The sequence below is a fragment of the Microbacterium suwonense genome (assembly GCF_030296555.1).
In the GTDB taxonomy this organism is placed as follows: domain Bacteria; phylum Actinomycetota; class Actinomycetes; order Actinomycetales; family Microbacteriaceae; genus Microbacterium; species Microbacterium suwonense.
Genome location: NZ_AP027728.1, coordinates 81,428 through 95,799, shown reverse-complemented (window position 1 = coordinate 95,799; position 14,372 = coordinate 81,428). Strand labels below are relative to the sequence as shown.

The 14,372-nt window shown below is 68.0% G+C and carries 12 protein-coding genes, 1 tRNA gene and 1 pseudogene; 5 read left to right on the top strand and 9 right to left on the bottom strand.

Annotated features, from left to right (window positions below):
- Positions 1–85: 85 nt before the first annotated feature.
- Positions 86–2,055, top strand: a pseudogene (acs, locus tag QUE33_RS00500) (acetate--CoA ligase).
- 102 nt (positions 2,056–2,157) lie between these two features.
- Here acs and QUE33_RS00490 read toward each other — a convergent pair.
- The 3 genes from QUE33_RS00490 to sp36 form a co-directional block, all read right to left on the bottom strand.
- Positions 2,158–2,655 (bottom strand): hypothetical protein, encoded by a 498-nt coding sequence (locus QUE33_RS00490; RefSeq protein WP_286301283.1) that lies wholly within the window; start codon positions 2,653–2,655, stop codon positions 2,158–2,160.
- Between the two features lie 74 nt (positions 2,656–2,729).
- Complete coding sequence (locus QUE33_RS00485) at positions 2,730–3,188, bottom strand: RidA family protein (protein WP_286301282.1); 459 nt, start codon at positions 3,186–3,188, stop codon at positions 2,730–2,732.
- Positions 3,185–3,409 carry a Sp36 family protein gene (gene sp36 / locus QUE33_RS00480; RefSeq protein ID WP_286301281.1) on the bottom strand — a complete coding sequence of 75 codons (225 nt, stop codon included), beginning with the start codon at positions 3,407–3,409 and terminating at the stop codon, positions 3,185–3,187. Before sp36 ends, QUE33_RS00485 begins: the two co-directional genes overlap by 4 nt.
- Before the next feature lie 82 nt (positions 3,410–3,491).
- Here sp36 and QUE33_RS00475 point away from each other — a divergent pair, with 82 nt between their 5' ends.
- The 4 genes from QUE33_RS00475 to QUE33_RS00460 all read left to right on the top strand — a co-directional run bounded on the left by QUE33_RS00475 (position 3,492) and on the right by QUE33_RS00460 (position 8,284).
- Entirely contained in the window at positions 3,492–6,071 is a 2,580-nt protein-coding gene (locus QUE33_RS00475; protein WP_286301280.1) for a transglycosylase domain-containing protein, read from the top strand.
- Positions 6,068–7,006 (top strand): metallophosphoesterase, encoded by a 939-nt coding sequence (locus tag QUE33_RS00470; protein ID WP_286301279.1) that lies wholly within the window; start codon positions 6,068–6,070, stop codon positions 7,004–7,006. The genes QUE33_RS00475 and QUE33_RS00470 overlap by 4 nt, the downstream gene beginning before the upstream one ends.
- 81 nt (positions 7,007–7,087) lie before the next feature.
- Positions 7,088–7,161, top strand: a tRNA-Pro gene (locus tag QUE33_RS00465).
- A 346-nt stretch (positions 7,162–7,507) separates the two neighbouring features.
- Entirely contained in the window at positions 7,508–8,284 is a 777-nt protein-coding gene (locus QUE33_RS00460; protein WP_286301278.1) for an HAD-IIB family hydrolase, read from the top strand.
- 56 nt (positions 8,285–8,340) lie between these two features.
- On the opposite strand, the gene QUE33_RS00455 is transcribed toward QUE33_RS00460, so the two are convergent.
- The 6 genes from QUE33_RS00455 to QUE33_RS00430 form a co-directional block, all read right to left on the bottom strand.
- A complete protein-coding gene (locus QUE33_RS00455; protein WP_286301277.1) occupies positions 8,341–9,600 on the bottom strand; it encodes an alpha-hydroxy acid oxidase in 1,260 nt (419 codons plus the stop codon).
- A gap of 22 nt (positions 9,601–9,622) precedes the next feature.
- Positions 9,623–10,342 carry a FadR/GntR family transcriptional regulator gene (locus QUE33_RS00450; RefSeq protein WP_286301276.1) on the bottom strand — a complete coding sequence of 240 codons (720 nt, stop codon included), beginning with the start codon at positions 10,340–10,342 and terminating at the stop codon, positions 9,623–9,625.
- 58 nt (positions 10,343–10,400) lie between these two features.
- Positions 10,401–11,030, bottom strand: coding sequence for a thymidine kinase (locus tag QUE33_RS00445; RefSeq protein WP_286301275.1), 630 nt, complete (start codon positions 11,028–11,030; stop codon positions 10,401–10,403).
- A 10-nt stretch (positions 11,031–11,040) separates the two neighbouring features.
- Positions 11,041–12,471, bottom strand: a complete 1,431-nt coding sequence (mqo, locus tag QUE33_RS00440) for a malate dehydrogenase (quinone) (RefSeq protein WP_286302962.1) — start codon at positions 12,469–12,471, stop codon at positions 11,041–11,043.
- Between the two features lie 177 nt (positions 12,472–12,648).
- Positions 12,649–13,722 carry an aspartate-semialdehyde dehydrogenase gene (locus tag QUE33_RS00435; protein WP_286301274.1) on the bottom strand — a complete coding sequence of 358 codons (1,074 nt, stop codon included), beginning with the start codon at positions 13,720–13,722 and terminating at the stop codon, positions 12,649–12,651.
- Positions 13,723–13,866: 144 nt separating this feature from the next.
- Positions 13,867–14,322 (bottom strand): GNAT family N-acetyltransferase, encoded by a 456-nt coding sequence (locus QUE33_RS00430; RefSeq protein WP_286301273.1) that lies wholly within the window; start codon positions 14,320–14,322, stop codon positions 13,867–13,869.
- Positions 14,323–14,372 lie beyond the last annotated feature (50 nt).

The following is a 14,372-nucleotide window of genomic DNA, read 5'->3' as shown; positions in this document are numbered from 1 at the left end:
CGCTCAGCGAGCCCGACTAGATTCTCGGTGTCCCCCGGGCGTGCTCCGTCACGTCCGACCAGACCGCGCAAAGGAGCGAAGAGCCATGAGCAGCCAGATCGACCATCTCCTCGACGAGTCGCGGAAGTTCCCGCCGTCCGACGAGTTCGCCGCTCAGTCGATCGACGACCCGGCACTGTACGAGCGGGCGCGCTCCGACCGCGAAGGCTTCTGGGGCGAACAGGCGCGCGACCTGCTCACCTGGAGCAAGCCCTTCGGTCAGGTGCTCGACTGGTCGAATCCGCCGTTCGCGAAGTGGTTCGGCGACGGCGAGCTGAACGTCGCCTACAACTGCCTGGACCGGCATGTAGAGGCCGGTCTCGGCGACCGGGTCGCCATCCACTGGGAGGGCGAGCCAGGCGATTCCCGCCGCATCACCTACGCCGAGCTGACCGACGAGGTCAAGCGCACCGCCAACGTGCTCGCAGACCTGGGCATCGGCCACGGCGACCGCGTCGCGATCTACCTGCCGATGATCCCCGAGGCCGTCATCTCCATGCTGGCCGTCGCACGCCTGGGCGCCATCCACTCCGTCGTGTTCGGTGGTTTCAGCGCCGACAGCCTGCGCTCGCGCATCGACGACGCCGGCGCGAAGGTCGTCATCACCGCCGACGGCGGTTACCGCAAGGGCAAGGTGTCGGCGCTCAAGCCCGCCGTCGACCAGTCTCTCGCCGATCGTCACGGCGAGGGCGAGCAGCAGACCGTCGAGCACGTGCTCGTCGTCAAGCGCGGCGGCAACGACGTCGACTGGGTGGAGGGGCGCGACCTGTGGTGGCACGACGTCGTCCCGGCTGCGTCCGCCGAGCACGAGGCGCAGGCGTTCCCCGCGGAGAACCCGCTGTTCATCCTCTACACCTCCGGGACGACGGGTAAGCCCAAGGGAATCCTGCACACCAGCGGCGGCTACCTGACCCAGGCCGCTTACACGCACAAGTACGTCTTCGATCTGCATCCCGAGACCGACGTGTTCTGGTGCACGGCCGACATCGGCTGGGTCACCGGACACTCCTACGTCACGTACGGTCCGCTCGCCAACGGCGCCACGCAGCTGATGTACGAGGGCACGCCCGACACCCCGCATCCGGGTCGCTGGTGGGAGCTGATCGAGAAGTACGGCGTGACGATCTTCTACACCGCGCCCACCGCGATCCGCTCCTTCATGAAGATCGGTCGGCAGGAGCCGCAGAAGTTCGACCTGTCCAGCCTGCGCCTGCTCGGCTCGGTGGGTGAGCCGATCAACCCCGAGGCGTGGATGTGGTACCGGGAGGTGATCGGCGCCGACAAGACGCCGATCGTCGACACCTGGTGGCAGACCGAGACGGGTGCGATCATGGTCTCGCCGCTCCCCGGCATCACGGCCGCCAAGCCCGGCTCGGCGCAGGTGCCCGTACCCGGCGTCTCGGTCGACGTGACCGACGACGACGGCAACGAGGTCGGCAACGGCAAGGGCGGGCTGCTGGTGATCACCGAGCCGTGGCCGGCGATGCTGCGCGGCATCTGGGGCGACCCGGAGCGGTTCAAGGAGACCTACTGGGAGAAGTTCGCCGACAAGGGCTACTACTTCGCCGGCGATGGCGCACGTCTGGACGAGGACGGCGACCTGTGGCTGCTGGGACGCGTCGACGACGTGATGAACGTCTCGGGACACCGGCTGTCGACGACCGAGATCGAGTCTTCGCTGGTGGCGCACGAGGCCACCGCCGAGGCCGCTGTGGTCGGCGCCTCGGACGAGACGACCGGTCAGGCCGTGGTGGCGTTCGTCATCATCAAGCAGAGCTACCTCGACGAGCACTCGCCCGAAGGGCTGGCGGCGCGCTGCGCGCCTGGGTCGGCGAGCAGATCGGGCCGATCGCACGTCCGCGCGACGTGTACATCGTGGGCGAGCTGCCCAAGACCCGCTCGGGCAAGATCATGCGCCGCCTGCTGCGGGACGTGGCCGAAGGGCGCGAGGTCGGCGACACCACGACGCTGGCCGACACGCTCGTGATGAGCACGATCACCAGCCAGGTGAAGTAGGGCGACGCTTCGACGGGCTCAGCGACCCACCATCCTGGGTCCCTGAGCCTGTCGCTTGTGCCGAGTGGGCGCCCGCGAGACGACGTGAAAGGCTCACTCCGCTCAGGATTTCGGTGTGGAGGCGTCCTGCACGTGGACCGATATCGAGGCGTCATCGAGGTACCCGAAGACCGTGACGCCGTAGGGTTCTTTCTCCAGGCTGTGCATCAGCGTCTGCTCGTCATCCAGCGACATGGTCTCGACGAACCCGGCATCCGTCAGCAACTGGAGCGACTGGTCGAATGCCGATTGAGGGTCGTTCGTCTCGAATACCACCAGCCAGGCGGTGCCCTCACTGCTCTGCCCGGCGCGCACGGCCGTCTTGATCTTCGCGTCGATCAGCGGAACCGCCTCGGGAAAGCCGTCGGGCAGTGACCCGCCCAGTTCGACGTCCACGTCGCCCCCTGTGCCGTCTTCGATGACCTTCTCGGCGACCTTCTTCGCCGCCTCCTCCTTGATCTTCTCGATCGGATTGCCGAAGCATCCGGTCAGGCTGGCCGCGAGCATCACGAAGATGAGGCCCGCACCCCCTGTCTTGACAGCGTTCCCGCGGTTCATCATCGGCCCCTCTGCTCGACGGATGCTCTTAGAGAACCATCCAGCGCCGGTCAGGTCAACATGTTGTTCCGTGCGTGTCAGGCGAGCAGGAACGCCACCTCGACCTCGACGGGGGTGTCCAGCGGCAGCACCGCAACGCCGACGGCGGCGCGCGCGTGCTTTCCCGCATCGCCGAAGATCTCGCCGAGCACCTCGCTGGCGCCGTTGACGACGCCGGGCTGGCCGGTGAAAGCGGGGTCGGATGCCACGAAGCCGCCGACCCGCAGCACACCGGCGATCCGGTCCACGCCGCCCGCGGCGTCGGCGGCGGCGGCGAGCGCGTTCAGCGCGCAAGTGCGGGCGTAGCCCTTGGCGGCATCCGGGTCGACCTCGGCGCCCACCTTGCCCGTGGCCGGCAGCGCGCCGTCGACGAACGGAAGCTGCCCGGAGGTGTAGACGATGCCATCGTGCACGACGGCAGGGACGTAGGCGGCCACGGGGGCTGCGACAGCCGGGAGCTCGATGCCGAGCTCCTCAAGACGGGTGGCGATGCTCACTTGTTCTTCCCTTCGAACTGACGGGCCGCTTCTGCGGCGGCGGCGAGGCCGGCGTTCGCCGTGCCCTCCTGGGTGACGGGACGCTTGAAGTAGGCGACCAGACCGCCCTCGGGGCCCGGCACGACCTGCACGAGCTCCCAGCCCTGCTTTCCCCAGTTGTTGAGGATCGCGGCGGTGTTGTGGATCAGCAGCGGTGTGGTCAGATACTCCCACGTGGTCATGGCACTCCTGCGTGTCGTCGACGCGCACGGCACAGCTGCACGTCGAGGCTTCTATTCAGGGAAATCCCCTAGCATCAAGCGTATGCCTCAAAAGAATCGCACGGTGAAGGGTGTGCTCGGCGGGCTGCTGGGCCTGGTCGGCCTGAGTGCCGTCGCCGGTGTGCTGGCCACGGCCGCCGTCACCCCCGCCATCGCCATCGCCGGTGTCTCGGGATCCCAGGCGCTCTCGATCTTCGAGAACCTTCCCGACAGCCTGAACCCGGGAACTCCGATGGAGCCCACGGTGTTCTACGGGACGGCGGAGGACGGCAAGTGGTTCCAGCTGGCGAAGTTCTACGACCAGAACCGCGTGCCGGTGACCTTCGATCAGGTCTCGCCGCTGCTGTACGACGCGCTGCTGTCCAGTGAGGACAAGAACTTCTACGAGCACGGCGGCGTGAACCTCGGTGCGACGGTCAAGGCCGTGTACGACAACCTGCGCCGCACCTCATCGCGCGGTGCATCCACGATCAGCCAGCAGTTCGTCAAGAACGTGCTGATCCAGCAGTGCGAGCAGGAGGTACCGGCAACCGACACCGAGGCACTCGCGGCGTGCTGGACGGAGGCCACGGAGGCCAAGGGCGCCGACGGCATCGAGCGCAAGCTGAAGGAGATGCGCTACGCGATCCAGATCGAGAAGGACTTCTCGAAGAACGACATCCTGCTCGGCTACCTGAACATCGCGAACTTCGGCGGTCAGACCTACGGCATCGAGGCCGCCGCGAACTACTACTTCGGCACCACCGCGAAGAACCTCACCCTCGACCAGGCCGCCACTCTGGCCGGAATCGTGCAGAACCCGAACCGGTTCCGCATCGACAGGAAGGGCGGCACCTGGACCGACAAGACCGGCAAGGTGCGCAACAGCGAAGAGGACGGCTACGCGGATGCCAAGCTCCGCCGCAACTACGTGCTCGACCGCATGCTCGCCGACGGCAAGATCACCGAGCAGCAGCATGAGGAGGCCACCGCGCTTCCCATCACGCCGAGCATTCATCCCTCCACTCAGGGATGCCAGGCAGCCGGCGACCAGGCGTACTTCTGCCAGTACGTCAAGTCGATCATTGAGAGCGACAAGGCGTTCGGCGAGACGGACAGTGAGCGCCGTGACAAGCTCCGCCGCGGCGGGATGAAGGTGTACACCTCACTTGACATGCGCGTGCAGCGCCCGGGCAACGAAGCCATGGAGTACTACGCTCCCGTCTACCTCGAAGGCAAGAGCTTCGGCGCCACCGGGGTGACGATCGAGGCCGACACCGGACGCATCATCGCGATGGTGCAGAACACGAAGTTCAAGGAGACCGCCGACGCTGACAAGGCGAAGGGCGAGACCAGCCTGGTCTATGCGGCCGACAAGGATCACGGCGAGTCCATCGGATTCCCGGGCGGTTCGACGTACAAGATCTTCACCCTCATCGAGTGGCTCAAGCAGGGCCACTCGGTCAATGAGGTGCTCGACGCCCGCACTCGCGTGTTCAAGGACTTCACCAAGTGTGGTCAGCCGTTCACCAACAAAGACCTGGTCAAGAACTTCTCGGGCAACGGACGGGTGTCCAATGTGATGGACTTCACCCGTACCTCGCTGAACACCGGCTTCCTGGCCATGGCACAGGAGCTCGACCTGTGTGAGATCAACAAGACCGCAACGTCTATGGGCGTCCACTACGGGAATATGGCGGCGACCACCGAGGTGAATCCCACAGACCCGGCCCCGAACGACCCCTACGCGTCTGTTCTGGGCTCGAAGTACATCGCGCCGATCCAGATGGCCGGCGCCTACGCGACCGTCGCGAACAAGGGCATCTACTGCACCCCGCGCGCGATCGACAAGGTGGTCGGCGCGGACGGCACGGAGATGACCCTGCCGGAGGGGTCGTGCACTCAGGTGCTCTCGCCCGAGGTCGCTGCGACTGCCGCCTACGCCCTGCAGGGCGTCATGAACGGCGGCACCGGTGGTCCCGCCAACCCCTATGACGGCACGCCACTGATCGGCAAGACCGGAACTCACCAGTCTTGGGGAAGCGCGATGGCGATGTCCAGCACCAAGGCAGCGACCTTCGTCTACGCCGGGAAGGTCGAGGGCGAGAATTACGAGCTCAAGTATCAGTATCACAACGGTCGCCCTTTGAACACCGTCCGCTACACCGTCTCGAAGGCACTGCAGCGGGCAGCAGATCAGTTCTACCCCGGCACACGCTTCCCCGCGCCGGATCGCAACCTCACGCGAAGAGTCATGAAGGAGCTGCCGAACGTCGTCGGCAGGTCGATCGATGAGGCAAAGGACATCGTGCAGAATGCCGGCTTCTCCGTGCAGGTCGGCACCCCCGTCGACAGCACCGTCGGTGAGGGTCTCGTGGCGGAGCAGACTCCCGGGGCAGGCAGCGTGCCCAGCGGTACCACGGTCACGCTGATACCCAGCACGGGCAACCCTCCCGCGTCCGATGTGCCCGACGTCACGGGCGCGAAGTACAGCCATGCGAAGAAGACGCTCTCGGATGCCGGATTCGGCGTGAGCGGCGATGGCTGCCATGGCGGCTCGCAGGTGACCGCACAGAACCCCGGCGCCAATACGAAGGCGCCGCCCGGCACCACGATCACCGTGACCTGCGAGGACGAGGAGTGACCTCACGGGGACCCGCACACCCGGCCCTCATCGCGCTCGGCGCGGTGGGGGCCGCGGGTGTCGCGGCCGCTGTCTGGGGCATCGGCATCGAGCGGTACCTGTTCACCGTTCGCGAGGTGACCGCCCCGGCGCTGGAACCGGGCAGTCATCCGATCCGGGTGCTGCATCTCTCCGACGCGCACATGGCTCCCTGGCAGCATCGCAAGCAGCGCTGGCTGGAGTCTCTCGCCCGGTTCGAGCCCGATCTGATCGTCAACACGGGCGACAACCTGGGCCATCGGGACGGGCTCACGGGCATCCGTCGTTCTTTCGCTCCCCTCGCCGGGATCCCCGGCGTGTTCGTGCACGGGTCGAATGACACGCAGGCGCCGTCGCCGCGCAATCCGCTGAAGTACTTCGCGGGGCCGTCGAAGAGGGTCGCCAAACCCGAGATGCTCGACACGGATGCCATGGATGCCTACTTCACCGACGAGCTCGGCTGGCACGGGGTGAACAACGGCGCCGTGCGCCTGACCGTCGCCGGGAACACGATCGACGTCCTCGGCGTCGATGACGCGCATCGGGACTGGGACGAGCTGGAGGTGCTGCCGGAGGCACTGGATGCACTGGGCATGCGACCCGAGGGCGCATCGGTGCTGGGGGTGACGCACGCGCCGTACCAGCGCGTGCTGAACGGGTTCATCGATCTCGGAGCGGATGCCGTGTTCGCGGGCCACACGCACGGCGGTCAGGTCTGCATCCCGGGCTACGGGGCCCTGGTCGCGAACTGCGACATCCCGCTGAAGCAGGCCAAGGGTCTGAGCACCTGGACGCACGGCGGCCGCACCGTGCCGCTGAACGTGAGCGCCGGCTGCGGCCACTCGATCTACGCTCCGGTGCGTTTCGCCTGCCGTCCTGAGGCGACGCTGCTGACGCTGACCGCGCGGACCGCCTGAGACTGTTCTCCGTCCGCTGCGTGCGGCCGTCACGATTCGGCAGACCTGCATCCGCCATGTAGACTTGAACGGTTGCAAATACGGGGTGTGGCGCAGCTTGGTAGCGCGCTTCGTTCGGGACGAAGAGGCCGCAGGTTCAAATCCTGTCACCCCGACTCAAAGCCGAAGGTCCCCCGCCCGGAGGGCGGGGACCTTCGGCTTTTCCGTCCGGGACGCCAGAGGGGCCCCGCCGCGCAGGAGGCTCCGCGCGCCGCCCTCCCGCTCGACGTGACGTGCCTCCGCGACGAGCGGCGCGTGGAGGGCGCGGTGGGGACGCACCCCGCCCCAAGCCAAGAGAGCAGCGCGCCGCGAAGCGGTGAGCTGCCCCAGCCACGCCGCGACGCCGCGAAGCGGCGAGCTCCCACCCCGATGCCGCTCAGCGGCGAGGACCCTCTTCTCCCCGCGACGCCGCTCCGCGGCGAGGACCCCTCCCCCACCCACCTCCGATACCCTGGAACCACTATGCCTGCACCCCGCCTGGTCGCCTTCGACCTCGACGACACCCTCGCGCCCTCCAAGAGTCAGATCGACGACCGCATCGCCGAGCTGCTGCGCGCCCTGCTGCGCCGTGTCGACGTCGCCATCATCTCCGGCGGCAACGAGGAGCAGTTCCGCACCCAGGTCATCGCGCGGCTGGCCGGCACTCCGGCATCCGATCTGTCCCGTCTGCACCTGCTGCCCACCTGCGGCACCCGCTACCTGCGGCACGACGGCACCGAGTTCACGGCCGTCTACGCGCACGATCTCTCCGACGACGAGAAGACCGCCGCCCTCACCGCGTTGCGCGAAGAGGCCGAGCGCCTCGGGCTGTGGGAGAGCGACCCCTGGGGAGACATCCTCGAGGACCGTGGTTCGCAGATCACCTTCTCGGCGCTCGGCCAGCGCGCCCCCGGCGATGCGAAGAGGGCCTGGGACCCCACCGGCGCGAAGCGCGCTCTGCTGCGCGACGCGGTGGCTGCACGGCTGCCCGGCCTGGAGGTCCGCTCCGGCGGGTCCACGAGCATCGACATCACCCGTGCGGGCATCGACAAGGCCTACGGCATGCAGCAGCTTGCGGAGCACGCCGGCATCGCGTTGACCGACATGCTGTTCTACGGCGACCGCCTGGACGAGGGCGGCAACGACTACCCTGTGTTCGCGATAGGCGTGCCCTCGATCGCCGTGGACGGCTGGGAGGACACCGCCGGCAAGCTCGACGCGCTGCTGCTGACCCTGCCGGAGCCCGACCCGGCGCTCTGACCCAGCGCCCTGTCCCGGCACCCTACCCGGCGCTCTGACCCGACGAGCGCGCAGCGTCAGCGGACGACCGACTCCGCGGCATCCGTCGCCACCGGCATCAGGCGCTGCAGCTGCGTGACGTGCCCCGGCTCCAGCTCGGCGAGCGAGGCGACGCCGAGCAGTCGCATGGTGCGTTCGATCTCGGTGCGCAGAATCGCGATGGTGCGGTCGACGCCCTGCCGTCCGCCTGCCATCAGCCCGTACAGGTATGCGCGGCCGATGAGGGTGAAGTCGGCGCCGAGGGCGACGGATGCCACGATGTCGGCGCCGTTCATGATGCCGGTGTCGATCATGACGGTGAAGTCATCGCCGACCGCCTTGCGCACGTGCGGCAGCAGGTGGAACGGGATCGGCGCCCGATCGAGCTGACGACCACCGTGGTTGGAGAGCACGATGCCGTCGACGCCGGCATCCTTCAGGCGCACCGAGTCCTCGACGTTCTGCACGCCCTTGATGACGATCTTGCCGGGCCACAGGTCGCGGATCACGGCCAGGTCGTCGTAGCTGATGGTGGGATCCATGGCAGCATCCAGCAGCTCGCCGACGGTGCCGCCTGTGCTCGAGAGCGAGGCGAATTCGAGCTTGGGGGTGGTGAGGAAGTCGAACCACCACCACGGCCGCGGGATCGCATTGATGATCGTGCCGAGGGTGAGCTGCGGCGGGATCGAGAAGCCGTTGCGCTTGTCGCGCAGACGGGCACCGGCCACCGGTGTGTCGACGGTGAAGTGCAGCGTGTCGAAGCCGGCTGCGGCGGCGCGGCGGGTGAGCTCGTAGGAGATCTCGCGGTCACGCATGACATACAGCTGGAACCAGTTGCGCCCGTGCGGGTTCGCGGCCTTCACCCCCTCGATCGAGGTGGTGCCGAGGGTCGAGAGGGTGAACGGGATGCCGGCCTCGGCAGCCGCTCCGGCTCCCGCCGTCTCGCCCTCGGTCTGCATCAGCCGGGTGAAGCCGGTGGGCGCGATGCCGAACGGCAGCGCACTCGGCCCGCCGAGGATCTCGACGCTGGTGTCGACGGTCGGTGCGGGGGTGAGGATGCCGGGGTGGAACTCCACATCCTCGAAGGCCTGCCGGGCCCGGGCCAGCGACAGCTCGCCCTCGGCGGCGCCGTCGGTGTAGTCGAAGGCGGCCTTGGGCGTGCGGCGCTTGGCGATCGTGCGCAGATCGTAGATCGTGAGCGCCGCGTCGAGACGGCGCTTGCGGCCGTCGAGTTCGGGCTTCTTGAACTTCATCAGCTCGAGCAGCTCGGCGGGGTTGGGCAGCTGACGCTGGACCATGGTGTTCCTCTCCAGGTTTCTCTCAGTGCTCGCCGGGGACGAGCCCGGCGGCGGTGTAGTAGCCGGTGATGTGGTCGTGGACGAGCGCGCGTGCGGCATCTGTCCTGCCTTCATCGATCGCGTCGACGATCGCGTGGTGCTCGGCGCGCAGGCGGGATGCCATGGCATCCCAGTCGTCGATGCGCGCCGATCCCTCTAGCACGTAGGACTCGATCGAGGTGCGCAGGCCCGCCATCATCGCGGCGATCACGGTGTTGCCGGAGGCCTCGGCCAGCGCGTAGTGCAGCTCGGCGTCGAGGGCAAGGAACTCGGGGGCGGTGAGGTCGTCGGCGTCCATCGCGGTGAGGACGCCGCGGATGCCGGTCAGATCGCGCTGCGGGTCGGCGGACAGCCGGGCGGCGACCGAGTCCTCGAGCACCAGCCGGGTCTGCACGACATCCGTCAGCAGGAAGCCCTGTGCGGCCACCTGCAGCCGCAGCAGGGTGGACATGCCGCCGGAGGGTGCGGCGACGACGATCGCGCCGGCCTGCGGCCCCGAGCCCGTCGCGGTGCGGATCAGTCCCATCACCTCGAGCACGCGCAGCGCCTCGCGTACGCTGGAGCGGCCCACCCCGAGGTCTGCGGCGAGGTCGCGCTCGGAGGGCAGCCGGTCGCCCGGCCCGAGCACGCCGTCGAGCAAGTCGCTCTCGATGCGGGCGAGCACGGTGCGCCAGGCACGCTGCGTAGCGGTGATCTCCGGCATCCGTCCTCCTGTGGTCTGACCACAGCGTACGCTGTGTGGTCAGACCACGCAAGGCGAGCTATGCGAGAACGCCGCCGGACTCCTCCAGGTAGCAGTTGCCACACAGCGACTCGTACGTCACCGCGGCGCCGTCGATCGCCACCTGGTCGCCGTCGAAGACGAAGCGCCCGTCGACCAGGCGCCCGTTGAACACGGCCTTGCGCCCGCACCGGCAGATGGTCTTCAGCTCCTCCAGCGTGTGCGCGATCGCCAGCAGCCGCGCCGATCCGGGGAAGGCGTGGGTGCGGAAGTCGTTGCGGATGCCGTAGGCCATCACCGGGATGCCGTCGATCACCGCGATGCGGAACAGGTCGTCGATCTGCGCGGACGTGAGGAACTGCGCCTCGTCGATCAGCAGGCAGGCCACGTCGACCGGCTCGGTGGGCAGCAGCTCCTCGTCGCCCTCGCTGCGCACCCGCTCGCGGTGCCTGGCGAACAGGGCGCGGGCGTCGTCCTGCGGGCCGATCAGAAAGTCGACCTCCCGGGTCATGCCGAGCCGGCTCTCCACCTGCGAAGCGCCCTTGGTGTCGATCTCGGGCTTGGCCAGCAGCACCCGCTGCCCGCGCTCCTCGTAGTTGTATGCAGCCTGCAGCAGCGCCGTCGACTTGCCGGAGTTCATCGCGCCGTAGCGGAAGTACAGCTTCGCCACGGTGGCCCCGTCAGGCCGAGAGGGCGAGAACGGATGCAGTCTCCTGCATCGTCTCGACGGCGGCCTCGGGCTTGTCGTTGAGGGTCTCCCCCAGTGTCGGGATCAGCTCGCGCAGCGTCGGCTCCCAGCCCGTGTACTGCTCGGGGAAGCAGCGCTGGAGCAGTCCCAGCATGATCGGCACCGCGGTCGAGGCCCCCGGGGAGGCGCCGAGGAGACCGGAGATCGAGCCGTCCTCCGAGGCGATGACCTCGGTGCCGAACTGCAGGATGCCGCCCTTCTTCGGATCCTTCTTCATCACCTGCGCGCGCTGGCCGGCCTGGATCAGCGTCCAGTCCTCGTCCTTCGCGGTGGGCATGAAGGTGCGCAGGCTGTCGACCTTCTTGGCGTGGGTCTTGACCAGCTCGCCCAGTAGATAGGTGATCAGGTCGGGGTTCGCGAAGGCGACCCGCAGCATGGGCCACAGGTTGTGCGTGCGCACCTGGGTGACGATGTCGAGCATCGAGCCGTTCTTCAGGAACTTCGGGCTGAAGGTCGCGAACGGCCCGAACAGCAGCGAGTGCTCGCCGTCGACGACGCGCGCGTCGAGGTGCGGCACCGACATCGGCGGGGCGCCGACGGATGCCTGGGAGTACACCTTCGCCTTGTGCTGGGCAACGACGGCGGGGTTGCTGGTCTTGAGGAACTGGCCGCCGATCGGGAAGACTCCGTAGCCCTTGATCTCGGGGATGCCGCTGCGCTGCAGCAGCTTGAGCGCCCACCCGCCGGCGCCGACGAACACGAAGCGGGCGTTGACCTCGCCCGGCGTGCGGCCGATGGTCTGGCGGTACTTGACCCGCCAGGTGCCGTCCTTCTGGCGCTTGAGCGAGCGCACCTCGTGGTCGGTGTGCACCTGCACACCGGAATCCGCGAGGTGCGCAAAGAGCTGATGGGTGAGGGCACCGAAGTCGACATCCGTCCCGGCCGTCACCCGGGTCGCCGCGAACGGCTCGCCCTTGCGGCGCTTCTGCATCAGCAGCGGCGCCCACTGGTTGATGACGCGGGAGTCCTCGCTGTACTCGATGCTCTCGAACAGCGGCTCCTTCTTGAGCACCTCGTAGCGGGCCTTGAGGAAGGCGACGTCCTTCTCGCCGCGCACGAAGGTCATGTGCGGGGTGGAGTTGATGAACGTCGAGGGTGCGTCGAGCACACCGCGGTCGATGAGAGTCGACCAGAACTGACGACTCTGCTGGAACTGCTCATTGATCGAGACCGCCTTGGCGGGGTCCATCGAGCCGTCCGCGGCCTGCGGCATGTAGTTCAGCTCGCACAGCGCCGAGTGTCCGGTGCCGGCGTTGTTCCAGGGGTTGGAGCTCTCCTGTGCGACATCGCTCAGTCGCTCATAGGCGACGATCTTCCAGTCCGGCTGCAACTCGTGCAGCAGGGTACCCAGAGTGGCGGACATGATGCCCCCACCGATCAGAACGACATCGACGGTTTCAGTCACCCGACAAGTCTAGCCGTCGGCATCCGTCGCCTTCTCCGCCCCGCTCCCCGCCCCGCAGAGCCCCTCTATTTGTGTCATATGCGGGCTTGCCGACGCCACGGACCCGCATTCGGCACAAGCAGACGGGCTGTAGCGTCAGACGGATGCGGGTGTGAGGCGCCGCGTGAGCTCCTCAGCGATCTGCACGGCGTTCAGCGCCGCGCCCTTGCGCAGGTTGTCGTTGCTGATGAACAGCACCAGCCCCTTGCCCTCCGGAGCGGACTGGTCGACACGGATCCGGCCGACGAAGCTCGGGTCCTTGCCCGCCGCCTGCAGTGGCGTGGGCACCTCCTCGACGGCGACGCCGGGAGCGGATGCCAGCACCTCGTACGCCCTCTCGGGCGTGATGTCGTTCGCGAACTCGGCATGGATCGACAGCGAGTGACCGGTGAACACCGGCACGCGCACGCATGTGCCGGCGACGCGCAGGTCAGGCAGGCCGAGGATCTTGCGGCTCTCGTTGCGGAGCTTCTTCTCTTCGTCGGTCTCGTTGTCGCCGTCGTCGACGAGGTTGCCGGCGAACGGGATGACGTCGAACGCGATGGGAGCGACGTAGTTGTTCGGCGCAGGGAAGTCGACCGCCGAGCCGTCGTGCACGAGGCGCAGCGTGTCGCCCTGCGCGAGCACGCCCTCCACCTGGCCGAGCAGCTCCTGGGCGCCGGACAGACCGGAGCCGGACACGGCCTGGTAGGTGCTGACGATCAGCCGCTCCAGGCCCGCCTCGGCGTGCAGCGCCTTGAGCACGGGCATCGCAGCCATCGTGGTGCAGTTCGGGTTGGCGATGATGCCCTTGGGTCGCTCGTCCATGGCATCCGGGTTGACCTCGCTGACCACCAGCGGAACCTCGGGATCCATCCGCCACGCGCTGGAGTTGTCGACCACCACGGCGCCGGCTGCGGCGAACTTCTCGGCGTAGGCGCGGCTGGCGGTGGCACCGGCGGAGAACAGGGCGATCTCGATGCCGGCGGCATCCGCGGTCTCCACGTCCTCGACGACGACCGGGGTGCCGGCGAAGTCGATGCTCCTGCCCGCGGAGCGTGCGGAGGCGAACAGCCGCAGCTCACGGATCGGGAACGAGCGCTCGGCGAGGATCTCGCGCATCACGGTGCCGACCTGTCCGGTCGCGCCGACGATGGCGATCGAGAATCCTGAGTCGGAGATACGGGTCATGAGCAGGTCCTTGGCGTGAAAGCGGTGCGCCGGACTCAGCCCCGGGATGCGGATGCTGCGCCCGGCGCCGATGTCAGGGTTGCGGCGAGTCTACCCGGTCGGGATGGAGCGCGGATCCGCCGTGACCATCGGGACGGATGCGGATCAGACCAGGTCGACGTAGGTGTGGAACGGCGCGCGGATCGCAACCTGGTCGTACAGGCGTTGCGCATCGGCGTTGGAGTACGAGGTGATCCAGCGCACCTCGATCAGCCCCTCTTCCTGTGCGACGCGATGCAGATGCGCCAGAAGGGCGCGGCCTGTTCCCCCGCCGCGGACGCGCGGCGCGACGAACAGATCGTCGAGGAAGATTCCCGTCGCGCCCCGCGAAGGGCGGGCAAAGCGGCGCCAGTGCGCGATGCCGATCGGGGCGTCGTCGCGAACGGCGACCAGTCCGTTCAGCTCGTGCGCGGGATCCATCAGCCAGCCCCAGACGGTCTCGACGACCGCTTCGTCGTGGGGCAGCTCGTAGAAGTCGCGATACCCGCGGAACAGTGCCATCCAGGCCGCCCGGTCGGCGGGCTCCACCTGTCGGATCTGCGCGGCATCCGTCCCGGTCATCCGTCGATCCTATCCAGCCTTGGCCTGATGCTTTCCTGCTCCCGGCCCAC